This window comes from Devosia sp. (genome assembly GCF_025809055.1).
GTDB lineage: Bacteria > Pseudomonadota > Alphaproteobacteria > Rhizobiales > Devosiaceae > Devosia.
This window is the reverse complement of record NZ_CP075529.1, coordinates 1,194,678-1,220,630: the sequence shown is the minus strand read 5'-3', so window position 1 is coordinate 1,220,630 and position 25,953 is coordinate 1,194,678. Positions and strand designations below refer to the sequence as shown.

The following is a 25,953-nucleotide window of genomic DNA, read 5'->3' as shown; positions in this document are numbered from 1 at the left end:
CGCTTGGCCACAGTTTTGATCCAATTGAAAACTACCCCGCAACTTTGCGGTAGAACTAAGATCGGTGCTGTTCGTGAACCTTGACGTTGTGATCCAGTATTCCCGCCAGGCAGTCCGGATTGCCGTAATTGGCCTTTTCGCCACCGTGCTGACCGCCTGCGCAGGCAGCGGCTGGTTTGGCCCGCCAAAGCTCAAGGAAGAGCCCATCGTGCCGGCCGCCTCCCTTTACCAGGGTGCGCTGGACGACATGGACCGCCAGTATTACCAGACCGCCATCAAGAAGCTTGAGCAGCTCGAGCGCCAGCACCCGCGTGATCCGCTGGCCGAAAAGGGCAAGCTCATGCAGGTCTATGCCAATTATCGCGGCGGCAAGCTCGAAGAAGCAATTCTGTCGGCCGACCGGTTCCTGGCGCTCTATCCGCGCAGCTCGGAAACCGCCTATGTGCTGTGGCTCAAGGGCACGGCCTATTTCGCCCAGATCAAAGACATCACCCGCGATCAGCAATTGTCGCGCGATGCGATCGACACCTATACCCTGCTGATCAACAACTATCCGCAGTCCGAACACGCCAAGGACGCCAAGGACAAGCTCCTGGTGGCCTATGACCAGCTGGCCGGCAAGGAAATGTCCGTGGGCCGCTACTATCAGGGCAATGGCCAGTATGCCGCCGCCATCAACCGCTTCCGCGAAGTGGTGGAAAAGTGGCAGACCTCGACCCATATCGAGGAAGCGCTCTATCGTCTGACCGAGACCTATCTGATCCTCGGCCTGACCAGTGAAGCCACCTCGGCCGCCGCTGTCCTCGGTCACAACTATTCGTCCAGCGTATGGTATCAGCGCGCCTTCGAACTTCTGGGCAAGCAGGGCCTGGCCCCGAACCTCAATTCGGGAAGCTGGCTGGCCGCGCACCGGTCCTGACCGGATCGCATGGCAGTGAACCAAGGGGTCCCGCAAGGGGCCCCTTCTTTTTTGTTGCCATTTTGTTCTACTTTGCTATCATCGCTCCCATCCCGATCCGGCCAGTTAAGCTGTGGACGGGGCCCAGGCCGATCCGTCGGTCCGGGCGACAGGTGCTATAGACAAGCATCGATCCAAATCGGGAATTCCGCGCATGCTCAACGCGCTGTCCGTCCGTAACATCGTTCTAATCGATCAGCTCGACCTGGCGCTGGGGCCCGGCATGACCGTGCTGACCGGCGAAACCGGCGCCGGCAAGTCCATCCTGCTCGACGCCTTGACCCTGGCCCTGGGAGGCCGGGGCGATACGTCCCTGGTGCGGCAGGGGCAGGACAGTGGCCAGGTGGTGGCTGTGCTTGAATTGCCGGCCGATCATCCGGCGCGTGCCCTCTTGCGCGACAATGCCATTCCCGATGACGAGGACGTCATCCTGCGCCGCGTGCAGTTCGCCGATGGTCGCACCCGCGCCTTCATCAATGACCAGCCGGTCTCGGCGAGCCTTCTGCAAAAAGTGGGCAGCCAGGTGGTCGAAATCCACGGCCAGCACGATGACAGGGCCCTCGTCGATACCGCGACCCATCGCGCCTCGCTAGACGCCTTTGGAGAGCTGACCGGCGAAGCGGCCACGCTGCGCGAGTGCTGGGCCGTACTGGTCGAGGCGCAGCAGGCGGTTGCCGAACAGCGCGAACTGGTGGCCACGGCGCTCGCCGCCGAGGACTATGCCCGCCACACCGTCGAGGAATTGAGCAAGCTTGCGCCGGTGGCCGGCGAAGAGGAAGAGCTTGCCGAACGCCGGCAGCAATTGCAGCAAGCGGAAAAGGCGGCCTCCGATGTTGTCGAAATCGACGACATCCTCAACGGCCCCAATGCACCCAGTCCGGCGCTTGCCGGTCTCATGCGGCGGCTGATGCGCAAGATCGACGGCGGCGCGACGCTGTTCCAGCCGATCGTCGATGCGATCGACGCGTCTCTCGTCACCCTTGATCGCACCACCGAGGCGCTTGAGGACATCAAGCGGGAGATGGCCTTCGATCCGGGTGAACTCGATGCGGTCGAGGAGCGGCTCTTCGCCCTCCGGGCTGCAGCCCGAAAGCATCAGACCGATTGCGATGGGCTCCTTGTCGTGGTCGAAAAATACCAGGTGGATCTCGATACCCTGCAAAGCGGCGAATCGCGGCTCAAGGGCCTGGAGGCCGAAGAGGCAACGGCGCGCGCCCGCTACCGCGAGGCTGCCGAGGCGCTGTCGGCGGGACGCCGGAAGGCCGCGAAGGCCTTGAGCAAGGCCGTCGAAGCTGAATTGCCGGACCTCAAGCTCGGCGCAGCCCGCTTCATCGTCGATCACCAGGTCGATGGCGAGCGCGTCGCGGCCACCGGGTTCGACCAGATCGCCTTTCACGTCCAGACCAATCCGGGCACGGCGGCCGGGCCCTTGCTCAAGGTTGCCTCGGGCGGCGAGCTCAGCCGGTTCCTCCTGGCCCTCAAGGTCGTCCTGGCCGATCGTGGCTCGGCACCGGTCCTGGTCTTCGACGAGATCGACACCGGTGTTGGCGGCGCGGTCGCCGACGCCATCGGTCGCAGGCTCGGCCTGCTCGCCGAGCGGGTGCAGGTGCTGACCGTCACTCATGCCCCGCAGGTCGCCGCCGTGGCCGGCCGGCACCTGCTGATCGAAAAGCAGATGGTGGAGGAGGGGGCCTTCGTCAGAACCCATGTGCGCCCGCTCGACAAACAGGCCCGGCAGGAAGAAGTGGCCCGCATGCTGTCCGGCGCCGAAATCACCGCCGAGGCGCGCGCTGCTGCCAAGAAACTGCTGAGCGCGGTGGGATAACGCGCTGGCCCGAACGTCATTTCCGCGTCGCTAGGAATCCCCTAAGGTCAACTAAGCCGCAGTAGACCTCATCCTGAGCGCGTCGAAGGACGAGGTCGTGGCATCCAGGCCTCCACTCGCTCGACCTCGTGGTTCGACAAGCTCACCATGAGGTCTACGACGATTTGGTTTTCGTGAGTACTCAATGACCGACCTTTCCCAAAAGCCCGTCGAAGACCTTACCGCCGAGGAAGCCGAGATCGAGCTCGCCCGGCTTGCCGGGGCCATCGCAGCCGCCGACACCGCCTATCACCAGAAGGACGCGCCGGAGATTTCCGACGCTGACTACGATGTGCTGCGGCTGCGCAATGCCCAGATCGAAGAGGCCTTCCCCGAATTGGTTCGGGACGACAGCCCAACCGGCAAGGTCGGCGCGGCGCCCGCGGAAGGCTTTGCCAAGGTGCGCCATGGCGTGCCGATGTTGAGCCTGGCCAAGGCCTATACCGATGCGGATGTGCTCGATTTCATCGAGCGGGGCCGCCGGTTTTTCCAGCGCGATGAGGGACTTGAACTGGCCTTTACCGCCGAGCCCAAAATCGATGGCCTCTCGGCCTCGCTGCGCTACGAAAACGGCGTCTTCGTGCAGGGCGCCACGCGCGGCGACGGCACGGTGGGCGAGGACATCACCGCCAATCTGCGGACCATCGCGGACATTCCGCAGACCCTCAAGGGGTCCGGCTGGCCCGAGGTCATCGAAATTCGCGGCGAAGTCTATATGACCTATGCCGAGTTCCAGGCGCTCAAGGAGCGGTCGGCGGCAGCAGGCGGGCAGAACTACGTCAATCCGCGCAATACCGCCGCCGGTTCCCTGCGGCAGAAGGACCCGTCTGTTACGGCCAGCCGCAACCTGCGGTTCTTTGCCTATGCCTGGGGTCAAACCACGGCCGATCCGGCCCCAACCCAATATGAATCGGTTCAGAAATTTGCCGAATGGGGTTTTGCCATCAGCCCGTTGATGGAGCGGGCGACTTCAGCCGAGGAGCTGATTGCCCACTACCGGCGGATCGAGGAGCAGCGCTCTTCGCTCGGCTACGACATCGATGGCGTCGTGTACAAGGTCGATCAGCTCGAATTGCAGCGCCGCTGGGGCTTTGTCACTGGCGAGCCGCGCTGGGCCGTTGCGCACAAATTTCCGGCCGAACAGGCCACCACCAAGGTCCGCGACATCGAAATTCAGGTGGGCCGCACCGGCACGCTGGCCCCCGTCGCCCGGCTCGACCCGGTCAGCGTGGGCGGGGTCACCGTCGTCAATGTCACCCTCCACAACGAGGATTACATTGCCGGCAAAGACAGCACCGGTCTGCCCATTCGCGACGGCAAGGATATCCGCATTGGCGATACGGTGCGTATTCAGCGCGCCGGCGATGTCATTCCGCAGATCGTCGACGTGTTGGAGGACAAGCGTCCGGCCGATGCGCAACCCTATGAAATGCCGCATGTCTGCCCGGTCTGCGGTTCGCCCGCGACGCGGGAAATCAACGAGAAGACCGGCAAGGAGGATTCGCGCCGCCGCTGCACGGGCGAATTGATCTGCGCGGCCCAGGCGGTGGAGAGCCTCAAGCATTTCGTGTCGCGCGGCGCCCTCGATATCGAAGGCCTGGGCGCTGAAAACATCGAGCTGTTCTTCACAAGGGGGCTGGTCAAGACGGCGGCCGATATCTTTACCCTCAAGGATCGCCGGGCCGAGGTGCAGACGGCACTGGCCGAGCGGCGAGAGGAGCAGGCGCGGGCGCGCGAGACGGCCAGCGGCAAGGCCCGTAAGAATGTGCGGGCGGTCGAGGACCGCAATTATGAAGGGCTCGACAAGCTGTTTGCCGCTATCGATGCGCGGCGCACGCCCGAGCTCGACCGCTTCATCTTTGCCCTCGGCATCCGCCATATCGGTGAGACAACCGGGGCAGCACTGGCCCGCAACTTCGGCACCATTGAACACCTCATCGAGGTGGGTGCCGAAATGGCGGAGGCGGAAGACCCGATGACGGTGTTTCCGTCCATCGACGGCATCGGCGGCACCGTCGTTGATGCGCTGACCGGTTTCTTCTCCAATGCGCAGAATGTGGCGGCGCTGCGTGCGCTCCTCGTTCAGGTGCAGCCAAAGCCCTATGTGGTCACCATCTCCGCCGATAGCCAGGTCGCCGGCAAGACCGTGGTCTTCACCGGCTCCCTCGAAAAAATGACACGATCGGAAGCCAAGGCTATGGCCGAGCGGCTTGGTGCCAAGGTTGCCGGCTCGGTTTCGGCCAAGACCGACATCCTGGTGGCCGGTCCGGGCGCGGGGTCGAAGCTGAAAAGCGCGCAGGATCTCGGGGTCGAGGTCATCAGCGAAGACGAGTGGTTCGTGCGCGTCGGGAAATAGGCGCCGAGGGAGAGAGCAATGAAGGCATCTTATCTGGCGGCGCTTGCCGCGCTGCTTGTGGCGCCCGGCCTCGTGCAGGCCGATGAAGCGGGCGATCGCTTGCCCGATCTGCTCTATTCAGGCGGCGCCGTGGCCGAGCGTCAATATTATAGCGACAGGTGCGACCAGTTGCGGGCCGAGGCGTGCTTCGGTCTCGGGCTCATCGAAACCATCTCCAGCTACGAAAGCCTGGCGCAGGCGCTCTATCGCCACGGTGCCATCGCTCCGAGCACGCCGGCCGCCGCTTTCCTGCTTGGCATGGAGTCCGATACCTCCCCCAACAGACCTGCCAATCCCGATCCGGAGCCGCTGACCTATGAGGGGCTGCGCACTATTCTCGAAGAGTTTGTCGCCGGCCTCGATAGGGCCCGCTCCGCCTTCGATGTTGCGGCCGTTGGCGGCGAATATGTGCTGACCATTGATCCGCTGCGCGTGCGCATCGACCTCGATGGTGACGGCCTGCTCGGCGAATCCGAAACACTGGCCGCGCTGCTGCGGGACCTCGACGCCTTCGATGCGCCGGTGCCGTCCGGCAAGACCAAGACCAAAGGCGAAGCGGCCCTCCCGGATACCACGGTGGGTTTCGACCGGGCCGATGCAATCTGGTTTGCCGGCTATAGCCAGGTCACGGCCATTCCCTTCGATTTCCTGCTGGCGCACGATTTCAGCCAGTTCTTCGAGGCGGCCATGCATCGGATTTTCCCCGAGGCCGACCTGCCTATGCAGGATCATGCCCGTGGCTCTGGCACACTGATGATGGATCGCGACAGTGATGCCTTCATCGCCGACATGGTTGCGGCCATTCACACCGCCGACTTCCCGGTGACCGACAGCGAGCGGCTGGCCGGCGTGCTCGGGCGCATGAAGGCGGTGACGGAATTGTCCCGCCAGAACTGGGCGGCCATTCAACTGGAAACAGACGACAATCGCGAACTCGTCCCCTCGCCGGGCCAGACCTCGATCGTGCCAGACCATGCGGTCACCCAGGAGGTGGTCGACGCCTGGATGGAGACGCTGGATACGGTCGATCTGATCCTCGATGGCGAACTGCTGATCCCGCATTGGCGCTTCGAGCAGGGTTTCAGCCTCAAGGCCTATTTCGAAACGGCGACCGAGACCGATCTGGTCATGCTGTTCACCGGGCAGGGGGCCTTGCCCTTCCTGCGCGATGGGGCCGTCGCCGACGAAGACAGCTTTGCCGCCGGCAACGCGGTCTTTGGCGACAACTGGCCGAACTTTATCGTCTGGTTCAACTGATCAGCCCAAGCGATTCTGAAAACTGAACAATGGCCGCTCCCATTTTTGGGTGCGGCCATTGTTGCGGCTTGCCTCAGAGTGCGGCCGTGGCCTGCTGCAGCCAGGCTTTGACCTCTCCGGAAACCAGCGGACCGACTTCGGTCCACACCCGCGCGTGGAATTCGTTGAGCCAATCAATTTCCGCCTGGGTCATCAGGCTCCGCTCAATCAGCCGCGTGTCGATTGGCGCCAGGGTCAGCGTTTCGAAATCGAGATAGCCAGGGAAGCCCTCGGCCTCCCGCACCACGATCAGGTTTTCAATGCGGATGCCATATTCGCCGGTCTTGTAATAGCCAGGTTCATTGGACAGCACATTGCCCGCTTCGAGCGGCACGGTGTAGCGCGGCGCGATCCCCACCGGACCCTCGTGGACACCCAGGAACGCGCCGACGCCGTGACCGGTGCCGTGATTGTAGGTCACGCCCGCCTGCCAGAGAAACTGCCGGGCCAGCGCGTCGATCTGCGCGCCGGTTGTGCCCAGTGGAAAACGGGCCGTCGAAATGGCGATCATGCCCTTGAGCACGCGGGTATAGCGGTCCTTCTGCTCGGCGCTCGCGGCGCCGGTATAGAGGGTCCGGGTGATATCCGTCGTGCCCGACAGATATTGCGCGCCGCTATCGACCAGCATGAGTTCGCCCGCATGGAGCTTGCGGTCGGTCTTGCTGGTGACGCGGTAATGGACAATGGCCCCGTTCGGCCCCGCGCCGGAAATGGTGTCGAAACTGGCGTCGACACAGCTGTCCTCCTCGCGCCGGAACGATTCCAGTGCCGTCACGATGCCGATTTCGGTCAGTTCGCCCCCTGGCGCTGCGCCGTCGAACCAGTGGAGGAACTTGGCCAGTGCCACGCCGTCGAGCTTGTGGGCTTCGCGCATCCCGGCCAGTTCGACCGCGTTCTTGCGGGATTTGGGCCCCAGCACCGGGTCGCGTTTTTCGATGACGCGAGCGCCTTTGCCGCGCAGGGTTTCGGCAATTGCGGCCGGAGCTGATTGCGGATCGACGATAACCGCCTGGCCCTTGCCGCCAAGCGCCTCCAGTGCCGAAGCCAGCGTGCTGCCGGGGGCAATCTCCGCCAGGCCATCGAGCGCGCGCTTCAGGTCGGGGGTGATCTTGGCGTCGTCCAGGAACAGCGTCGGCAGGCCCGTTTTCGGCACGATGGCAAAGCCCAGCACGAAGGGGGTATTGGGCACGTCGCGCCCGCGCATGTTGAACAGCCAGCAGATGGATTCGGGCAGGGTGAACACCACCGCATCGGCGTCCTCGGCATCGAGAACGTCGCGCAGATAGCCGATCTTGTCCTCGGTGGTCCGGCCGGAACGGTTGTGTCCGAGAAACTCGATCGGGCTCACCGGGGCGGCGGGCCGGTCGGTCCAGATGGCGTCGACGAGATTGGCGTGCGGCACGACCTCGGCATGACCCGCCAGCTTGTCGGTCAGGTCGCGCACCTCGCCGGGCGTATGCAGCCAGGGGTCATAGGCCAGCCTGCCGCCCTTGGGCACATAAAGCTTCACATCCGGGCTGATGCCACCCTGATTGACCTCGTGCACGGTGATCAGCGTGGTGTCGGTCTGCGCCGGCGCCTGCAGGGTGTAGCGGCTGTCGATGAACAGGCCCGCCGAGCCGGTGCCGATCACGGCCAGGCCGGCCGAGCCGGTAAAGCCGGTGACATAGGCCAGGCGCGCTTCGCTGGCCGGTACCGACTCGCCGCGATGAGCGTCGGCACGCGGAATGAGAAAGGCATCGACTTGCGCTGAGCGCATGGCAGATCTCAGCGATTTGAGGCGTGGCGCGACCTGGCCGGGGTCGGACTTTTCGTCAAAGCTCTGGAATTTGGCGGGTTCAAAGGCTGTTTTGGTCATAAATCGTCCTGACGCGCTGCATTCTTAGCAATGCAGTTTTGGCATGGCTGGCGTGATCAATTGGCGCTGGTTCGCGCGCTGGATGATCCTATCTTATGGGTCAGGAACAGGAGACGCAAAATGGACAAGAACAGGAATATCTTTCAGCGGGCGGTCGATGCCATCGTTGATGGTCGCACCCGCCAGGCTGAGCGCTACATCGCCCAGTTCGAGCGCGATCATGGCTACCGGTCGCACAAGGTGAATGGCCGTTAATCATGGTCTGCAAAAGCGGCATAGCTGGCTTGCCGCCGAGGTCCTAACCGGGGCCGAGAAAATAGCCTAGAGACGAGCCTGACGAAGCGGACATTCCCCTTCGTCGCATGGAGTGAAAGATGACTGAGAGCAAGAACGGTTTCCGCAACGCACTGGGTGGCCTTATCGACGCCCGTGGTCGCGAAGCCTCCCGCCAGGTCAGCTATCGCATGCAGCATCAGTTGATCGGCGCGGTTACCAAGCGCCCCTGAGGCAGCACGCAACGCTGACGATCAAGCCGCAATCCCCGAAGCCCGCTTCGGGGATTTCTTTTTGGGCTGTGTCACGGGCGGGGTCGGCACCTGCGGCAGCACGTTCCACCCCACCGAGTCATTCCCGCTCCCCACGGTGTCATTCCCGCGAAAGCGGGAACCTCCGTTACCCCGTCCGCCGCCCCGGAACGCCCCGCCTAACCCTTCTTCAGCACCAGCGTCGTCCAGTCCTTGCGCTTGAGGTGATCCTCCAGCGTGAACCCGGCTTCGCGATAGGCGGCGATGACGCCATCGGCCTGGGTGTTCAAAATGCCGGACAGAATCGCGATGCCGCCCGTCTGGGTCATGCCGCCCATGCCGGGCGCCAGTTCGGTCAGCGGTCCCGCCAGAATATTGGCGACCACCAGGTCATAGGGCGCGCGAGCGACGATTTCCGCATGATCGAGGCCGGTGGCCTCCACCGCGTCGATCTGCTCGCCGACCCCATTGTCCCGCGCGTTCTCGATGGTCGTCGTCACCGCAATCGGGTCGATGTCGGTAGCCAGGATCTTGGCGTCGACCCGCTTGGCCAGCGCAATGGCGAGCACACCGGTGCCGGTGCCCACGTCGATCATGCGATAGGGGGTGCGCTTGCGGATTACCATTTCGATGGCTTCGAGGCACCCGGTGGTGGTCTCGTGGTGGCCGGTGCCAAAGGCCTGTGCGGCCTCGATGCGCATCGGCGTCAGCCCTTCGGGCACAGGCCCGGTCGAATGGCCACCATAGACATAAAAGCCACCGGCGATCACCGGGGCCAGGCCTTCGAGTGATTTGGCCACCCAATTGACTTCCGGGTCGATAGCCTCGACCGAAAAAGTCACGTCGCCACCAAGCACTTGCCGGGCAAGCTCAGAAAATGATTCAAGATCGGGCGGGCTGTCGCAGGTCGCCTCGAACACCCATTCGCCGGTGTCCTCGATCTCGTGCGCCGAGGCCGTCAGCGCGAGGTCGTCGCGTTCGGACACGGCATCGACCAGCGCATAGGCCTGCTCCTTGGTGAGCGACACGGAAAGCTGATCTACTGACATGGGTTGTCCTCGGTCTGGTCGAGTTTCCAATGACGCAGGACTGCAAGACAAGTCAATGGCGCCGGATGCGCCGCAAATAAGGAGACAACCATGTATGGATTGATCGGCAAGATATTGGCCGCACCGGGGCGGCGGGATGATCTGCTCGCCATCATGCTGGACGGGGCCGTGCCGATGGAAGGCTGCCGGTCCTACATCATCGCCCGTGACCCGGCGAGCGAGGATGGCATCTGGATCACTGAAGTCTGGGACAGCAAGGAGCTACACGCCGCATCATTGCAAATCCCGGCAGTGCGCGAAACCATCTCCAAGGCGAAGCCGATTATCGCCGGATTTGGCGAAAGGTTCGAAACCGAGCCCATGGGCGGGCAGGGACTGTAAGAGCCCCCGCTAACCCTCACCCCTTCTTCACAAAGCTCTCCAGCACCTTCTTGGTGCCCGCTTTCTCGAAGTCGATGGTCAGCTTGTTGCCCTCGATGCTCATCACTTCGCCATAGCCGAATTTGAGGTGAAAAACCCGGTCGCCGAGCGCGTAACCGCTCGATTGGCCGCCGAGATCGACGGAACGGGCGACCAGTTCCCCCTCGATGGTCAGCGGCCCGCCGCCCTTGCGGCTGGCCTGGTTGGCGCGGGCGCGCTGCCAGCCCGGCGTTTCATAGACGCTTTCGAACGGGTCGGCCTTGTTGAAGCGGCTGGACGCGCCGCCGCCATAGCCATAGCCGCCATAGGCCGAGCCGCGGTCGGTGACTTCCACGGCGTCTGGCGGCAATTCGTCGATGAAGCGGCTGGGAATGGCCGATTGCCACAGGCCATGGATGCGCCGGTTCTGCGCGGCGGAAATCCGCACGCGCTTGCGCCCGCGCGTGATCCCGACATAGGCCAGCCGCCGCTCCTCCTCGAGCCCGGCCCGCCCGCTCTCGTCCATGGATCGCTGGCTCGGGAACGTCCCGTCTTCCCAGCCGGGCAGGAAGACCGTGTTGAATTCCAGCCCCTTGGCCGAATGCAGCGTCATGATGGTGACAGCGTCGCTGGCATCGGCATTGTCCCGATCCATGACCAGCGAAATGTGTTCGAGGAAACCGCCCAGGGTTTCGAACTCTTCCATGGCGCGGCTCAGTTCCTTGAGGTTTTCCTTGCGCCCCTGGGACTCGACGGATTTGTCGGCCGCCAGCATGTCCATATAGCCGCTTTCCTCGAGGATCTGCTCGACCAGCTGATAGGGCGGCAGGCTCTCGGCGCGATAGGCCCAGTCGTCGAACTGGCCGATCAGGGCCCGCAGCGTGCTGCGCTGCTTGGGTTTGAGGTCCTCGGTTTCCACCATCATGCGGGTGGCGCTCAAAAGCGGCACCTGCTGGTGCCGGGCCGTCGCCGTCAGCATGTTGACCGTCGAGTCGCCCAGCCCCCGCTTGGGCACGTTGATGATGCGCTCGAAGGCCAGGTCGTCGGCCGGCTGGGCCACCAGCCGCAGATAGGCCAGCGCGTCACGGATTTCCTTGCGCTCATAAAAGCGCGGGCCGCCGACGACGCGATAATTGAGACCAAGGGTGATGAAGCGCTCTTCAAGCTCGCGCATCTGGAACGAGGCGCGCACCAGGATGGCCATGGAATTGAGCGCGTCGCCCTGGCGCTGAAACTGCTCGACTTCCTCGCCGATGGTGCGGGCTTCCTCTTCGCTGTCATAGACCTGCGTGAACGAGATCGGCTCGCCGGCCTCGGCAATGTCGGTGAACAGCGTCTTGCCCAGCCGCCCCTCGTTGAAGGCGATGATCGTCGAGGCGGCCTTCAATATATTGGCGGTCGAACGGTAGTTGCGTTCGAGCTTGATCACCTTGGCGCCGGGAAAATCGCTCTCGAACCGCAGGATGTTATCCACCTCGGCGCCGCGCCAGCCATAGATCGACTGGTCGTCGTCGCCGACGACGCAGATATTGGCCTCCGGCGCCGGCTTTCCCTGGGCGAGCAGGCGCAGCCACAGATACTGGGCGGTGTTGCTGTCCTGGTATTCGTCGACCAGCATGTATTTGAACTTGCGATGAAACTCGGCCAGCACTTCCGGGTTCTCGCGGAAGAGCCGGATACATTCGAGCAGCAGGTCGCCGAAATCGGCGGCGTTCAGCACTTTCAGGCGCGCCTGATAGTCGTGATAGAGCTTGCCGCCCTTGCCATTGGCGAAAAAGCCGCTATCGGCCGCCGGCACGTCCTTGGGCAGGAGGCCGCGGTTCTTCCAGGCATCCAGCATCCCGGCGAATTGCCGCGCCGGCCAGCGCTTTTCGTCGATATTCTCGGCTGCCAGAAGCTGCTTGATCAGGCGGATCTGGTCGTCGGTGTCGAGAATGGTGAAGCTTGGCTTCAAATCCACCAGTTCTGCGTGCTGGCGCAGGATGCGGGCGGAGATCGAGTGAAACGTGCCCATCCAGGGCAGGCCGTCGAGGCTGGGCACCAGTTCGTGGATGCGCTTCTTCATCTCGCTGGCGGCCTTGTTGGTAAAGGTCACGGCGAGAATCTGGCTGCCCCAGGCTTTGCGTTCGTTGAGGATATGGGCGATGCGCGTGGTCAACACGCGCGTCTTGCCGGTGCCCGCGCCCGCCAGCACCAGAAGCGGCCCCTCAATCGAGCGCACGGCTTCACGCTGCTCGGGATTGAGACCGGCAAGATAGTCCGGCTCGCGTTGCCGGAGCTGGCTGGTGATCGGCCCGGCTTGGGGGCGGGGCAGGGGAGCAGGGTCGGCCATGCGCGCTTTGCAGTTCCGCCAGCGCCTGAAGTCGGGGTCAGTCTCGGCGCCGGTCTTGACGAATCTCGGTTTGTTCTTCTTCGCAATATAGGCAGTGGGGGCGGGGCTGTATAGAACCCGGTCGCTGCAAGACCGTCCCGCCACCGGGGTGGGGATGCCTGTATGCGGCCCTTTTCCTGTGCTCAAATCGGGCTCATCGGCCTTGCGCGGGGCTGGCAAGTGCCTACACTCACGCCGTTTTCAGCCGGGGCAGTTCGCGCACAGTGCTCAATCGCATCTATATCGTTGTTGGCGTGCTCGCCATCCTGGTCCTGACGGCGGCCTTCCTCGTTCCGCGCTTCGTGCAGTGGAACGATTATCGCGACCGTATGGAGACGCTGGCGACCAGTGTCCTGGGCGCGGATGTGACCATCAACGGCGCCATCGAGTTTTCCCTGCTGCCGCAGCCGCAATTGCGGTTCAGCGATGTCATCGTCGGCAGCACCGAGGCGCCCGCGGCGACCGTTGCAGAAGTTGAGGCGCAGTTCTCGTTGCTCGAATTTCTGCGCGACATTTACAATGTCACCGCGCTCACCCTTCACCAGCCCGTGGTCAATCTCGTCATCGACGAGAACGGGCTTGTCGGCAGCGCCGTGGATTTCAATGGCGCCGGTTCCGGCCTGGCCCTGGGGCAGGCGCGCATCGAGAATGGCTCTGTGCGCCTCGAGGATTTGCGCGCCGAGCAGACCTGGTCGCTCGGCGATATCGATGGCGATTTGCGGCTCTCGAGTTTCACCGGCCCGTTCCAGTTCCAGGGCGGGCTCGTCTATGACGGGTCGCGCTATGATCTGCGCTACAATTCCGGCGCGCTGGACAGCGCCGACAGCACCCGCGTGTCCATCTATCTACGCGAAACCGCCGGGCGCCATGCCACCACCGCCGAGGGTCTTCTGACGCTTGGCGCTGCCCCGCGCTTCGAGGGCAATCTGGTCTATCGTCAGACCCCGCCGGTTGCCGAAACCGCTGACGGCATCAGCGGCGACATGGTGCTCGAATCGAGTGTCACTGTGTCCACTGACCGGGTTGTCTTCAACGGCTATACCCTGCATCCGGACGAGAACCGGGCCGGTATGCGGTTGACCGGCGCGGCCTCGATCCAGTTGGGCGAACGGCGCGATTTCGATGCGGTCGTGTCCGGCGGTGTCTTCTCGCTGCCGCCACGTGCGGCCACCGAGACACCGTCCGAATTGCCCTATGAAATCGTGCGGATGTTGTCCGAAATTCCCGCGCCGCCCATCCCGCCGCTGCCCGGGCGCCTGGGTATCGATCTGGCCGAGGTCGGACTGCGTGGCTTTGCCCTGCGCAATGTGCGGCTCGATGCCACCACCGATGGCTCGGCCTGGACCATCGAACAGGGCGTCGCCGATCTGCCCGGCGAAACCGAACTGCGCCTGTCGGGTACGGTCTCCAATGACGAAGGCGTGGTGGGTTATTCCGGGCAGGTGAGCGCCAGTTCGGCCCGCCTTGATGCCCTCGCCCAATTGTGGCGCCGCGCCAGCGAGGACAATCCGCTGTTCAACATGCCGGGTTCGGCCAGTGCCCGGGTTCTGCTGGCCAATGGCGCGCTCGGCTTTGGTGACGGCGTTTTCAACCTCGATGGCAAGCGTCATCGCTTCGATCTGCGCCTTGGCTATGGCGACGAAGCGCGGCTCGACGCGACCCTCAATCTGTCCGAGGCCGACGCGCCCCATATGGCGGCGCTCCGCGCTCTGCTCCCATCCGTTATCGGCGGGGGCAGTTTCGGCGCCAGCTTCCCCAATGGCAGCTTTTCGCTCACCGCCGACAGTGCCGATATTCTGGGTCTTGCTGCGGCTGATCTGGTGGCTGAAGGGCAATGGTCCCCGGACATGCTTCGCCTGTCGCGCCTCGCCACCAGCGGCTGGGGCGGTGTCACCCTCGACACCGGTCTGCGATTCGTCGGCGATCCGGCCGCGCCCCGCATTACCGCATCCGGGCAGGTCGCCGTGGATACTGCAGATTCAGAGGGCCTGGCGCTGCTCCAGGAAATGGCAGGAGTGCCGTTCGTGTGGCAGGAGGCCCTGGCCCGTGCCTTTCCAGCCGATTTGCAGTTCATCCTCACCGACCAGACCGGCGGGGAGGGGCAGGTGCTGACCCTGGCCGGCGAGACCGGCTCGGCTTCCCTGGATTTCCGAGCCGAAATGGCGAGCGGCCTGCTCGGGCTGGCCACCGGCGATCTCAAGCTGATTGCCTCGCTCGAAGATGAAGATGCGGCCGCGCTGTCGGCGCAGTTGGGACTGGGCCCGGTGCCCGTCATGGCTGGAGACGGCAACATGATTGCCAGCCTCTTCCTCGAGGGCGGTGCAGACGATGGTTTTGATGGCCGCGTGTCGGTCAGCCAGGGCGAGCAGTCGCTGAGTTTCTTCGGCCGGCTCGACGTGGCCGGCAATGGCCTTGTCAGCGGCGACGGCACGATCGATGTGCTGCTTGGTGCCGGCCATGGGCTGCTGCGCCTGGCCGGGGTAGGGGGCGCCGATCTTGGCGCGCTCGACGGCAGCGCCGCCATGGCCTTCGATGGCACGAGATCGCTCGAATTGACGACGATTTCCGGCGTGTCGGGAGAGGTGCCGTTCACCGGCGATCTCTCCATGCAGTTGCTCGGCGGCGTGCCTGCCTTCGAGGGCAATCTGAGCGCGGACAGTGTCGACGTCGTTGCGCTCGCTTCGGCCCTTTTGGGCAATGAAGCGTTGATCGGGACCGGCGCAAGCGTTTTCCCCGAAGGCCCGCTCGCCGACGATCTGGAGAGCAATGGCTCGCGCGGCACTGTCTCGTTTACTGCCGGGGCAATGACAATGGGGGGCTCGGCCGTCGGCGGGGCCACGGATTTCCGCTATGTCTGGGACCGGCAGAAACTGGGCGTCGAAGGCCTTTCCGTCGCCACAGGCGAGACGGGAAGCCTGGTGCTGGACATGGCCAGGTGCTGCGCCGGCCCTTTGCCGGAACGCACCGTGTCGGGCCGCCTCGCACTGTCCGGGGTCGATCTGTCGGCTCTCCCGGCGCCGCTGACCAGCAATGGGCTGGGCGGCCGCGTCGACATGGGCCTGCAATTTGAAGGCACCGGCGCCAGCCTCGCCGATGTCGTCCGGCGCCTCGCGGGCGAGGGGAACCTCGCTATCGCTGACATGACCGTGTCAGGCCTGACGCCGCAAGTCTATCCGGCCATTGCCGGTTTCGGCGACCTGCTCGACATGGATGACACGACGCTGGAAACCCTGATCGGGTTGGCCCTCTCCCAGGGCGCGTTCGAGGCCGAGCAGGCGCAGGGCACGTTCACCATTGCCCAGGGCATCATGCGCATGGCCAATTTCATCGTCGAGGGCGATGGCGGGCGCCTGTCCGGCAATCTCAACCTCAGCCTTCCCACGCTGGGGCTGGACGGCAGCTTTGTCCTGACGCCTTTCGGCTTTACCGACCCAACGGGCCTGGTCGAGCCCGATGGCGCGCGGATCATTGCCCGCCTGGCCGGTACGGTCCTGGCGCCCTTGGTCACGCTCGACCTGGCCGAAATCGTCGCATCCATCCAGGTGCGGGCCAATGAACTGGAAGTGGACAGGCTCGAAGCTCTGCGTCTTGCGGAAGAAGCGCGCCAGCGCGCCGCCGCTAAAGAGCGCAACCGGCTGGTCGAGGAGCAATTGCGTCAGGCCGAGGAGGCCGCCCGTCTCCGCGCCGAGGAAGAGGCGCGCCGGCTTGAGGAGGAGCAGTTGCTCAATCCCCAGCCCCTGCCCGAGGAGGAGGTCGTCAATCAGCCTTTGACCCCCCTGGATCTCGGCTTCCAGCCCGGCGTCAACCAGCCGATCGGCGACCCCGTCAATCAACCGCTGCAACTCTTTCCCTGAGGCACCGGCCTCACAGGGGCCAATCGGTCGAGCGACCACCGGGGCACTCCCCCCAAGTCTTTCCCCACAGGTCATTCCCCGCAGGTCACTCCCCCACCAAGTCACTCCCCAACCAGGTCACTCTCCCACGATGTCACTCCCGCGAAAGCGGGAGCCTCTGGTTACCTGAGCGTTGACCTAGAGCGTTTCCCCCTTGAACTGAACCATCGCCTCCATCGCCCCCTCTCCCCTCAGGGGAGAGGGATGGGGTGAGGGGTGAAAGCCTCTCGGCAAAACCGTGAGTGTGAACCCCTCATCCGGCGCTTCGCGCCACCTTCTCCCCTCAGGGGAGAAGGGAAACGCTCCGTCGTTTCTGTCCTAGCGTGAAGTGGTCTAATTCCCATCCCGATAAAACGCCAGCACCGCCAAGCGCACGGCCGATGACAGGTTCATTGTGTCGCGCGTTTCGTCGATGTGTCGCAGCAATGCGGCCTGGCTCAGCCCGCGTTCGCTCGCAAGGGCCTCGAAGCCGGCCCAGAATTGCGGTTCAAGCGCGATGGAGGTGCGATGACCGGCAATGGAAAACGAGCGTTTTTCCATGCCCCTGGTCGATCAGGGCTTCTTGCGGAAGGCGTCGAGGCTGATGACCTTTTCGCCGGTCTGCGCGCTGCCCTCTTCGGGCGCTGCGTCCTCTTCGGCCTCGGCCTTGTCATCGGCGGATTCGGCGTTGGCGGTGGCCGGGTCGAACTGCAGGCCAAACTGCACGGAGGGATCGAAGAAGCCCTTGATCGCCGCAAAGGGGATCACCAGCATTTCGGGCTGGCCGTTGAAGCTGAGACCGACCTCGAACGTGCTCTCGGACACCTTGAGGTCCCAGAACTGGTTCTGCAGCACGATGGTCATTTCCTGATCGTACTGCTTGAGCAATTCTTCGCTGATGCGGACGCCGGGGGCGCGGGTCGCGAAGGAGATGAAGAAGTGGTGTTCGCCCGGCAGGCCGGTGCGCGAGACTTCTGCCAGAACCTTGCGCACGACGCCGCGCAGGGCTTCCTGGGCGAGAATGTCGTATCGCATGTGGTCTTCGGCCATGGTGCCCTCATCTCATAGTCTTCGGATAGAATCCCGAACGGCCCATATCAGCCCTACGTTCCCTAATATTTCAAGGACAAAGGCGAGGATCGGCACCGGGCTGGGGTGAAGTGCAGGCTTCTGTTGCCAGGTGCCTGCGAACCCCGCCTGCCGCCCGGCTAGGAGCGGAGGACTTTAATTCCCAGTGCTAGCACCGCTTACGCGGCGAGAGCGACCGGAGCCTTATTGTTGTCATTAGCAACTATAAGTTTCGGACCGATAACGGTGGTACCTCACCGAGCAAAAGCACACTCTTTACGCCCTCGTCGATCCTGTTTCGTCCCCATTGGCTCCTCCCGGCAGGGGGGAGATGGTGGAGACGCCGGGTACTGCCCCCGGGTCCGATGGGTTTATTACAATGACCGTTTATCGCCATAGCCCTTGCGGGCATCTCCAATATAGGTGACCCGGCATCCGGTTGCAAACCCAGTCGCGGATTCACCGGTCATTAATTCGGCATCGCCCATCTTCCCGCATCGGGGAGAGCGGCATGGCAGACAGCAGATATTGGGCAGTCCGGGGGCGCAGCCGGCGTGGCCGGCCTGCGTCGCGCTTCGATCAGTGGCCGCTCGTGCCCATGCTGCTCGTGGCCTTCGGCATTGGCGGCGTCGCCGCCATTGGTCTGCGCGATACCGGCTTTGCCACCCGCCTGCTCGACGCCCCGCAAGCCGTTTCCACAGCGCCGGTCTATTCCCGCAGCTTCCCCGTCTGCGCCGGATCGGTGCGTGTCACCTGCGTGGTCGATGGCGACACCTTCTGGCTGGACGGGGTCAAATACCGCATTGCCGATATCAACACGCCCGAGGTGGGCCAGCCATCCTGCGCCGCCGAGGCGAGCCTGGGGCGCCGCGCCACCAGCCGCCTGGCCGAATTGCTGGGCGCGGGCCCGTTCTCGCTGGCCCATATTGATCGGGATGAGGACCAATATGGCCGCAAATTGCGCCTGGTCGAGCGCGATGGCCGCTCGATTGGTCCGATCCTGGTGGCCGAAGGGCTGGCGCATGAATGGCGCGGGCGCCGCGAAAGCTGGTGCTGACCACCGGTTTGCGGTTAGCTGTATCTCAGGCAGCGGTGGAGGATCAGCGTGCCCCTTGCGGTTCTGGAGGATAGAAGCTGCGACGGCTGCACCGCCTGCTGCGCCTTCCCGCCCATTCGCACGCAAGAGCTGCAAAAGCCGGCCAACACCATGTGCCCGCATTGCGCCGAAGGCCGGGGCTGCACGGTTTACGAGGCCCGCCCGACGGTCTGTCGCGGCTTTTACTGCGGCTGGTTCTTCCTCGAAGACCTCGGCGAGGACTGGCACCCCAATAACAGCGGCGTCGTCATCCGCTCCGAACATCTCGACCATGACGCGGTGACCCTTCTCATCCTGCGTTTGTCACCGTTTCTCGTGTCCGAGGAATTTGCCGGCATGGTCGGCGCCTGGGTCGAGCAGGGAGTCGGCGTCGAATTCGAGCGGCTGGGCCCGGAAGGTCACCTGCCGGCCAAGATGCGGGTCAACGAATTGCTCGAGGAGGCCGTCGCCGCCCGCGATCTGCGTGCCATGCAGAAGGTCTTTGCCTGGTCACTGGCCCATATCGACCAAAGCCATAGCTGGGAGCGCGACGAGACGGTCCTGCGCTCCGATCTCGCCTAGCCGTTCCAATCAATCCCCATATAGACCCCGCCCGCTTCGAGTTCGTCGAGCATCTGTTCGAGATGCTTGCGCTTGGTTTCCTCGCGCTTCACCTTGTTGATCCATAGGAGGTAGTCGTTGCGCTGATAAGGCGGGCGGGCGTCATACCGGGCCCGCAGGCCACGCTCTTCGAGCGCCAGCCGCACGAATTCGGGCATGGCTTCGCGCTTGCGGAGGGGGCGAAGGGCAGGGCTCATCCTTGGTCTCCAAATGGTGTCACGCCAATCTCGCCCAGCCATGGTGCCACAGTCTGGCAGCAATTGTGCCGGTATTAGGATACCGTCACGAGACTTTGCATAACCATAGCGGGGCAGGGCGCGTGCGGGCGCGAATCGCAGTAGCTTGGCCCCATGCAGCCCTATTTGAAACTTCTCTCGGACATCCTGGAAACCGGCACCGACAAGTCCGATCGGACCGGCACCGGCACGCGCTCCATTTTCGGCTACCAGATGCGCTTCGATCTTTCGCAGGGCTTCCCGCTGGTCACCACCAAGAAGCTGCATCTCAAATCGATCATCTACGAACTGCTCTGGTTCATTCGCGGCGAGACCAATGTGCGCTGGCTGCAGGAGCGCGGCGTGTCCATCTGGGACGAATGGGCCGACGACAACGGCGATCTCGGCCCGGTCTATGGCAGCCAATGGCGCAGCTGGCCGGCGCCCGATGGCCGCCATATCGATCAGCTCGCCGGTGTGATCGAGGCGATAAAAACCCGCCCCGACAGCCGCCGCCATATCGTATCGGCCTGGAACCCGGCCGAGGTCGATAATATGGCCCTGCCGCCCTGCCACGCGCTGTTCCAGTTCTATGTTGCCGATGGCAAGCTGAGCTGCCAGCTCTACCAGCGCTCTGCCGACAGTTTTCTGGGCGTGCCCTTCAACATCGCCTCCTATGCGCTGCTCACCCACATGGTGGCGCAGGTCTGCGATCTGGGGGTCGGCGATTTCGTCCACACGCTGGGCGATGCCCACCTCTACAGCAATCATTTCGAGCAGGCGCGGCTGCAATTGACCCGTGAGCCCCGGCCGCTGCCCAAGCTGGTGATGAACCCGGACCGCAAGCGCATCGAGGACTTTGTGTTCGAGGATTTCGCTTTCGAGGGCTATGATCCGCACCCGCGCATCCAGGCGCCGATTGCGGTATGAGCCGGTCGCTGGACGAACTCACCGCGCTTGCCGCAAAAGTTTCGGACATTTATGCCGATATCTACCGCATCGAGCGGGATGCCGACTGGTTCCTGTTCAAGCTGCAGGAAGAGCTAGGCGAGCTCACCGCCGAGCATCTCCGCCTTACCCAGCGTGGCCGCACCAAGGATCGCTCCGAGGCTGAAATCGCCGAGGCCCGGGAGGACGAGGCCGCCGATCTTCTGGCCTTCCTCCTGCTCTATGCCCGCCATGCCGGCATCGATCTCGATGCCGCGCTTGAGAGAAAGTGGTTCGGCTATCTTTCGGAAAAGCCGTGAAACCGGCTAGATAAGCCTTGCGGCGCCGTGCAGGGCGCCCGGCATTTGGAGGGAACGATGAGGGTGTTTCACGCGGCCGCGCTGGCGGCGATGGTATCCGCGCCGGCACTGGCCAATGACACGACCGCGCAATTGGGCACAGGCGGGCTGGTCTTCGTCACCAACGACACCATTTCCATGACCTCCGAACATCTCTTCGTCTCGCCCACCGAGATCAAGGTCGTTTACGAGTTCAACAATACCTCTTCCGAGCCCCAGCACATTCTCGTGGCCTTCCCCATGCCCGATATCGAGGGCAGCCCCGAGTCCATGGTGGCCATTCCGGTGGAAGAGGCCGCCTACAATGGCGAAGCCGTTTCGGACCCCAACAACATCTTCAATTTCAGGACCACGTTCAACGGCGCCCCGGTCGCGGCCGAGCTCCACCAATATGCCTTCAAGAACAATATCGACTACACCAAGCAGCTGACCAAGCTGGGCGTGCCGCTGCTTCCCTTCGGCGAAGCCACCTATGCGGCGCTGGCCGGTCTGTCGGATACGGCGCTCGCCGATCTCAGGCATCGCGGCATGGTCTATGGCATGGACTATGACGATGGGGAGGGCCCCAAGACCGACTATGCGCCGATCTGGACCCTGCGCTCGACCTATAGCTGGGAGGCGACCTTTCCGCCGGGCACGTCGGAGGTCATCCATACCTATACCCCCAGCATCGGCGGCACCGTCGCCGCTTCGTTCATGCCGCACAGCGAGGAGGACGACTATTCGGCCGAGCAACTGGCTGAATATCGGAAGAAATACTGCATGGACGACGCCTTCATCGCCGCGGTGGAGCGCACGGCGATCGAAGAGGATGGCTGGACCAATTATCCCTTCACCGAGTCATGGATTTCCTACATCTGGTCGACCGGCAACAACTGGGCCGGACCCATCGGCACCTTTACCCTGACCGTCGACAAGGGCTCGAGCGATAGCCTCGTGTCCTTCTGCGGCGAAAACGTCAAAAAGATCGGTCCCACCACTTTCGAAATGACCGCGAACGACTGGTATCCGCCCTGGGATCAGGAGCTCGAAATCCTGCTGCTCAACCGGGTCGACTGGTACGACGAATGAGTTCTGAGACGGCCCTGACCATCCGGCCCGCGCTTGCCGCGGATGCCGGCCTGGTTCTCGACTTCGTCCGCGCGCTTGCCGACTACGAAAAGCTCGCCCACGAGGTCGTCGCCACCGAGGCGGACATCACCCGCGAGCTGTTCTGCGATCACCCGAAGGTCTTTTGCGAAATCGCCGAGTGGAACGGAAAACCGGTTGGTTTCACCCTCTGGTTCTATACCTTTTCCACCTTCCAGGGGCGCCATGGCATCTGGCTCGAAGACCTCTATGTCGACCCGGTCATGCGCGGCAAGGGCATCGGCAAGGCCCTCCTCGTCAACCTCGCCCGCCGTTGCATCACCGAAAATCTCGGCCGCTTCGAATGGTGGGTCCTCGACTGGAACGAGCCGAGCATCGACTTCTACAAGAGTCAGGGCGGGGTGATGCAGGATGAATGGACTAAGGTGCGGGTCGAAGGCGAAGCCCTGGCGCGACTGGCGGGTTGATGGCGGCGAGGGCCGTGTCCGGCCGTGCGAAACCCTGTGTTTGTACTTGCCCAGGATCAATTCGGTCTTTTCCCATCCCACCGCGAAACTCCCACCTCCACCGTGTCATTCCCGCGAAAGCGGGAACCTCTGGTTTTCACCCGTGCTGAACAGTCCAGGATAAAGGTCATCCCAGGCCGGATTGGCGGTTTCAATCAGGTCGATCTTCCAGCTCCGGCGCCATTTCTTCAACTGTTTCTCGCGGAGGATCGCCCGCTCCGGGTCGTCAAAGACCTCGAAGTGCACCAGCAGATGGATATGATAGCGTGTGGTGTGACCGGGCAGCAGTTCGTCCCGGTGAATCTGCACGCGCTGCAACAGGTCGCGGGTCACGCCAATATAGAGAGCGCCAAACTTTCGGCTGGCGAGGATGTAGACGAAGTAGCTGGATGACATGGTCCAAACCAAAGGTTCCCGCTTTCGCGGGAATGACTCTGTGTTTGCATCTGCCCTGGATCAATTCGGACTTTTCCCGTCCACCGCGAAATTCCCACCTCCACCGTGTCATTCCCGCGAAAGCGGGAACCTCTGGTTTTGTCGAACCTCGCGCGCTACCACTCAAGAAAACCGGAAACCCCATGCCCATTTCCCTTATAGCCGCCGTCGCTCGCAATAATGTCATCGGGGCCAATGGGACCATGCCCTGGCACATTCCGTCCGATTTTGCCTGGTTCAAGAAGACCACAATGGGCAAGCCCATGGTCATGGGCCGCAAGCAGTTCGAGACCTTTCCGCGACCGTTGCCGGGCCGGCCGCATATCGTGGTCACGCGCCAGGAGGGCTATGCGCCCGAAGGCGTCATCGTGCGCCATTCGCTCGAAGAGGGCATTGCGGCCGCAGAGGCGCTGGCGCGGGAGGGTGGGGTCGATGAGATCATGGTCATCGGAGGCGGCGACATATACGCGCAGGCCATGGCCGTGGCAGACCGGCTCTACATCACCCATGTGGACATGGCACCGGAAGGCAATGTCCTTTTCCCCCCGATCGACCCCGGAATCTGGCGGGTGGTGGCTTCGCCCGAGGTCACCCCCTCCGAGCGCGACCCGGCGGCCTACACCATCAAAGTGTACGAACGGGATCACGGCTCCGCGCATTGATCGCGGCTCCGCCTTCCTTATATATGACTGCAACGATTTCTCTTAGACACCGAAAGGAATGCGATGCCTTGGGAGAATAATGGTGGTGGAGGCGGCCGCAACAATGGCGGCCCCTGGGGCCAGGCACCGGGGGGAGGTGGCGGCGGCCCGCGCCGTCCGAGTGGAAATACTCCCAATTTGGAAGACATTCTGAACAGGGGCCGGGATCAGTTCCGCGGTGGCGTCCCCGGTGGCCGGTGGGCCATCGTCGGTGGCGTGCTCGCGCTCCTTGCCTTCTGGGGCGTCAATTCGGTCTATACGATCAACCCGCAGGAAGTCGGCGTCGAGCTGCGCTTCGGTAAGCCCAAGCCGGAACTGTCCGGTCCGGGCCTGCACTTCATGCTGTGGCCGGTCGAAACGGTCGAGCGCGTCGTCACCACGGTCAACCAGACGCAGATCGGCGTCGCCACGACCAGTTCGCGCGCCTCCTCGGGCAATGAAGGCCTGATGCTGTCGGGCGACCAGAACATCGTCAATGTGCAGTTCTCGGTCTTCTGGTTCATCAGCGATCCGACCGCCTATATCTTCAACGTCCGCGACCAGGATTCGATGGTCCGCTATGCCGCTGAAAGCGCCATGCGCGAAGTGGTCGGCCGCCGTCCTGCCCAGGAAGTCTATTCCGATGACCGCGCCGGCATTCAGGCCGATGTGCTGCGGATCACGCAGTCGACCCTGCAGGCCTATGGCCTGGGCGTCACCGTCAGCCAGATCCTGATCGAGAACGCCAGCCCGCCGTCTGAAGTCATCGACGCCTTCAACGAAGTGCAGCGTGCCCGCCAGGACGAAACGCGCCTCCAGGAAGAAGCCCGCTCCTATGCCAACACCCTTCTGGGTGATGCGCGTGGCCGTGCCGCGGCCCTGCGCGAAGAGGCAGCCGCCTACACCAACCGCGTGGTGCAGGAAGCAACCGGTGAGGCCGAGCGCTTCAATTCGGTCTATGCCGAATATGTCAATTCGCCGGGCGTTACCCGTCAGCGCATGTTCCTGGAAACCATGGAAGAGGTGCTGGGCGGTTCTGAAAAGGTCCTGGTCGAGAGCGGTGCGAATGGGTCTGGCGTCGTGCCATACCTGCCGCTGCCTGAACTGCGTTCGCGCGCAACCAGCTCGACGGGGAACTGACCATGACAAACCGTCTCTTTATCATCGGTGCCGTCATCGTCGCCGCCATCTACGTGTTCTTCTCCTCGATCTACATCGTGGACGAACGCGAGCAGGCCATTGTCATGCGCTTTGGCCAGATCACCGATATCCGCACCGAACCGGGTCTTTACTTCAAGATCCCGACCGATGTGGTCGACAGCGTGCAGATCGTCGATGATCGCCTGCTGCGCTACGACATCGCCAATATGCGCGTGCAGGTTTCGGGCAACGCCTTCTACCAGGTCGATGCTTTCCTGACCTATCGCATCTCCGATGCCCGGCTGTTCCGCGAACGCGCCACCGGTTCGTTGTCGGTGGCCGAGGATCGTATCGGGGCCAGCCTCGATGCCGCGCTTCGCCAGGTCTATGGTCTGCGGGAGTTCACCGACGCCCTGTCCGACGAGCGCACCCAGATGATGCAGGAAACCCGTGACCTGATCCGTCCGGACCTTGCAGAATTGGGCCTCGACATTGTCGACGTCCGCATCCTGCGGACTGACCTCGATGCCGAGGTTTCGGCCACGACCTTCGAGCGTATGCGCGCCGAGCGTCTGGCTGAAGCAGCCCTGCTGCGTGCCCGTGGTCAGGAACAGGCCCAGAGCCTGCGCGCCATCGCCGATCGTCAGGCCGTTGAAATCGTCGCCGCCGCGACCCGCGATGCCGAAATCATCCGCGGTCAGGGCGATGCCGAACGCAACCGTCTCTACGCTGCGGCCTATGGTCAGGATCCGGAATTCTTCGAGTTCTATCGCTCGATGGAAGCCTACCGCAATGCCCTGCCGAATTCCGGCACGACCATGGTCCTCTCGCCCGATAGCGCCTTCTTCCGCTACTTCGGCTCCGAGGGTCAGCTGCCCGAAGCCAGCACGAACTTCTCGACGCCTCTGCCGCCGGCAGCGTCTGTCGAGGTTCCGAGCACGACCGATGAGCCGGCTCTGGATGGCATCGGCATCGAGGAAGCCACCCCGCCCAGCATCACGCTCGAGGATGGCACCACGCTCGAGCCCACCATGGGTGTCGAAACTCCGGCTCCGGTCGAGGAGGCCACTCCGGCCGAAACCGAGGCCCCTGAATCGGCTGACGAGGCGACTCCCGCCAGCGGTCAGTAATCAGGTTCAATCCGTACACGAGAAGGCCGGCGCGAGATTTCGCGCCGGCCTTCGCATTTTGTGGGCAAATGTCACGATACGCGGTGGCAAAGGTCAGCAGTGCGTTACCCGCGAGGGGCGAA

General features: G+C 63.4%; 24 protein-coding genes and 1 other RNA gene. 17 read left to right on the top strand and 8 right to left on the bottom strand.

The genetic code is table 11. The features are described 5' to 3' along the window. Positions 1–73 precede the first annotated feature (73 nt). The 4 genes from KIT02_RS06035 (at position 74) to KIT02_RS06020 (ending at position 6,474) form a co-directional block, all read left to right on the top strand. Complete coding sequence (locus KIT02_RS06035; RefSeq protein WP_297583569.1) at positions 74–919, top strand: outer membrane protein assembly factor BamD; 846 nt, start codon at positions 74–76, stop codon at positions 917–919. Positions 920–1,112: 193 nt separating this feature from the next. Continuing rightward, a complete protein-coding gene (gene recN, locus KIT02_RS06030) occupies positions 1,113–2,783 on the top strand; it encodes a DNA repair protein RecN (RefSeq protein ID WP_297583568.1) in 1,671 nt (556 codons plus the stop codon). 184 nt (positions 2,784–2,967) lie between these two features. After that, positions 2,968–5,178 (top strand): NAD-dependent DNA ligase LigA, encoded by a 2,211-nt coding sequence (gene ligA / locus KIT02_RS06025; protein ID WP_297583567.1) that lies wholly within the window; start codon positions 2,968–2,970, stop codon positions 5,176–5,178. A gap of 18 nt (positions 5,179–5,196) precedes the next feature. Beyond that, positions 5,197–6,474: a hypothetical protein gene (locus KIT02_RS06020; protein WP_297583564.1), complete on the top strand. Its 1,278-nt coding sequence runs from the start codon at positions 5,197–5,199 to the stop codon at positions 6,472–6,474. Between the two features lie 73 nt (positions 6,475–6,547). On the opposite strand, the gene KIT02_RS06015 is transcribed toward KIT02_RS06020, so the two are convergent. Continuing rightward, positions 6,548–8,371 (bottom strand): aminopeptidase P family protein, encoded by a 1,824-nt coding sequence (locus KIT02_RS06015; protein ID WP_297583562.1) that lies wholly within the window; start codon positions 8,369–8,371, stop codon positions 6,548–6,550. A 120-nt stretch (positions 8,372–8,491) separates the two neighbouring features. Between KIT02_RS06015 and KIT02_RS06010 the strand changes: the two genes are divergently transcribed. Both KIT02_RS06010 and KIT02_RS06005 read left to right on the top strand, forming a co-directional pair. Then, positions 8,492–8,626 carry a hypothetical protein gene (locus KIT02_RS06010; RefSeq protein WP_297583559.1) on the top strand — a complete coding sequence of 45 codons (135 nt, stop codon included), beginning with the start codon at positions 8,492–8,494 and terminating at the stop codon, positions 8,624–8,626. A 119-nt stretch (positions 8,627–8,745) separates the two neighbouring features. Beyond that, entirely contained in the window at positions 8,746–8,877 is a 132-nt protein-coding gene (locus KIT02_RS06005) for a hypothetical protein (protein ID WP_280114011.1), read from the top strand. 197 nt (positions 8,878–9,074) lie between these two features. Here the strand turns inward: KIT02_RS06005 and KIT02_RS06000 are convergent, their stop codons facing one another. Continuing rightward, entirely contained in the window at positions 9,075–9,944 is an 870-nt protein-coding gene (locus KIT02_RS06000) for a 50S ribosomal protein L11 methyltransferase (RefSeq protein WP_297583557.1), read from the bottom strand. 90 nt (positions 9,945–10,034) lie between these two features. Between KIT02_RS06000 and KIT02_RS05995 the strand changes: the two genes are divergently transcribed. Then, entirely contained in the window at positions 10,035–10,325 is a 291-nt protein-coding gene (locus KIT02_RS05995; protein WP_297583555.1) for a putative quinol monooxygenase, read from the top strand. A gap of 16 nt (positions 10,326–10,341) precedes the next feature. Here KIT02_RS05995 and KIT02_RS05990 read toward each other — a convergent pair whose 3' ends face one another. Next, positions 10,342–12,675: a UvrD-helicase domain-containing protein gene (locus KIT02_RS05990; protein WP_297583554.1), complete on the bottom strand. Its 2,334-nt coding sequence runs from the start codon at positions 12,673–12,675 to the stop codon at positions 10,342–10,344. A 263-nt stretch (positions 12,676–12,938) separates the two neighbouring features. Here KIT02_RS05990 and KIT02_RS05985 point away from each other — a divergent pair, with 263 nt between their 5' ends. After that, the gene (locus tag KIT02_RS05985; protein ID WP_297583551.1) at positions 12,939–16,568 is read left to right on the top strand and encodes an AsmA family protein; all 3,630 of its coding nucleotides are present in this window, start codon (positions 12,939–12,941) and stop codon (positions 16,566–16,568) included. Positions 16,569–16,940: 372 nt separating this feature from the next. Here KIT02_RS05985 and KIT02_RS05980 read toward each other — a convergent pair whose 3' ends face one another. From KIT02_RS05980 to ssrA, 3 genes are all read right to left on the bottom strand, one after another. After that, complete coding sequence (locus KIT02_RS05980; protein ID WP_297583549.1) at positions 16,941–17,147, bottom strand: ribbon-helix-helix domain-containing protein; 207 nt, start codon at positions 17,145–17,147, stop codon at positions 16,941–16,943. 12 nt (positions 17,148–17,159) lie between these two features. Continuing rightward, a complete protein-coding gene (locus KIT02_RS05975; protein WP_297583546.1) occupies positions 17,160–17,636 on the bottom strand; it encodes an SspB family protein in 477 nt (158 codons plus the stop codon). Positions 17,637–17,745: 109 nt separating this feature from the next. After that, positions 17,746–18,103, bottom strand: a transfer-messenger RNA (tmRNA) gene (gene ssrA / locus KIT02_RS05970). Between the two features lie 62 nt (positions 18,104–18,165). Between ssrA and KIT02_RS05965 the strand changes: the two genes are divergently transcribed. Together KIT02_RS05965 and KIT02_RS05960 are read left to right on the top strand one after the other, a co-directional pair. Further along, on the top strand, positions 18,166–18,711 hold the full coding sequence (locus KIT02_RS05965; RefSeq protein WP_297583545.1) for a thermonuclease family protein: 546 nt from the start codon (positions 18,166–18,168) through the stop codon (positions 18,709–18,711). Between the two features lie 48 nt (positions 18,712–18,759). After that, positions 18,760–19,311 (top strand): hypothetical protein, encoded by a 552-nt coding sequence (locus KIT02_RS05960; RefSeq protein WP_297583543.1) that lies wholly within the window; start codon positions 18,760–18,762, stop codon positions 19,309–19,311. Here KIT02_RS05960 and KIT02_RS05955 read toward each other — a convergent pair. After that, positions 19,308–19,547: a YdeI/OmpD-associated family protein gene (locus tag KIT02_RS05955; protein WP_297583540.1), complete on the bottom strand. Its 240-nt coding sequence runs from the start codon at positions 19,545–19,547 to the stop codon at positions 19,308–19,310. The two genes, KIT02_RS05960 and KIT02_RS05955, sit on opposite strands and share 4 nt — an antisense overlap. A 153-nt stretch (positions 19,548–19,700) precedes the next feature. Here KIT02_RS05955 and KIT02_RS05950 point away from each other — a divergent pair, with 153 nt between their 5' ends. Genes KIT02_RS05950 through KIT02_RS05935 form a run of 4 tightly spaced genes read left to right on the top strand, consistent with a single transcriptional unit; the run spans position 19,701 to position 22,407 of the window. Beyond that, a complete protein-coding gene (locus KIT02_RS05950) occupies positions 19,701–20,495 on the top strand; it encodes a thymidylate synthase (protein ID WP_297583538.1) in 795 nt (264 codons plus the stop codon). Further along, a complete protein-coding gene (locus tag KIT02_RS05945; RefSeq protein ID WP_297583536.1) occupies positions 20,492–20,812 on the top strand; it encodes a hypothetical protein in 321 nt (106 codons plus the stop codon). Before KIT02_RS05950 ends, KIT02_RS05945 begins: the two co-directional genes overlap by 4 nt. Positions 20,813–20,869: 57 nt before the next feature. After that, the gene (locus tag KIT02_RS05940; RefSeq protein WP_297583534.1) at positions 20,870–21,922 is read left to right on the top strand and encodes a DUF4424 domain-containing protein; all 1,053 of its coding nucleotides are present in this window, start codon (positions 20,870–20,872) and stop codon (positions 21,920–21,922) included. After that, positions 21,919–22,407, top strand: coding sequence for a GNAT family N-acetyltransferase (locus tag KIT02_RS05935; RefSeq protein ID WP_297583531.1), 489 nt, complete (start codon positions 21,919–21,921; stop codon positions 22,405–22,407). The genes KIT02_RS05940 and KIT02_RS05935 overlap by 4 nt, the downstream gene beginning before the upstream one ends. 105 nt (positions 22,408–22,512) lie before the next feature. Here the strand turns inward: KIT02_RS05935 and KIT02_RS05930 are convergent, their stop codons facing one another. After that, the gene (locus tag KIT02_RS05930) at positions 22,513–22,842 is read right to left on the bottom strand and encodes a GIY-YIG nuclease family protein (protein WP_297583528.1); all 330 of its coding nucleotides are present in this window, start codon (positions 22,840–22,842) and stop codon (positions 22,513–22,515) included. Between the two features lie 182 nt (positions 22,843–23,024). On the opposite strand from KIT02_RS05930, the gene KIT02_RS05925 reads away from it, so the two are divergent. From KIT02_RS05925 to KIT02_RS05915, 3 genes are all read left to right on the top strand, one after another. Continuing rightward, positions 23,025–23,543, top strand: coding sequence for a dihydrofolate reductase (locus KIT02_RS05925; protein WP_297583525.1), 519 nt, complete (start codon positions 23,025–23,027; stop codon positions 23,541–23,543). A gap of 63 nt (positions 23,544–23,606) precedes the next feature. Next, positions 23,607–24,701 carry an FtsH protease activity modulator HflK gene (gene hflK, locus KIT02_RS05920; protein WP_297583499.1) on the top strand — a complete coding sequence of 365 codons (1,095 nt, stop codon included), beginning with the start codon at positions 23,607–23,609 and terminating at the stop codon, positions 24,699–24,701. Positions 24,702–24,703: 2 nt separating this feature from the next. After that, on the top strand, positions 24,704–25,831 hold the full coding sequence (locus KIT02_RS05915; protein WP_297583496.1) for an SPFH domain-containing protein: 1,128 nt from the start codon (positions 24,704–24,706) through the stop codon (positions 25,829–25,831). The last annotated feature ends 122 nt before the right edge of the window (positions 25,832–25,953 follow it).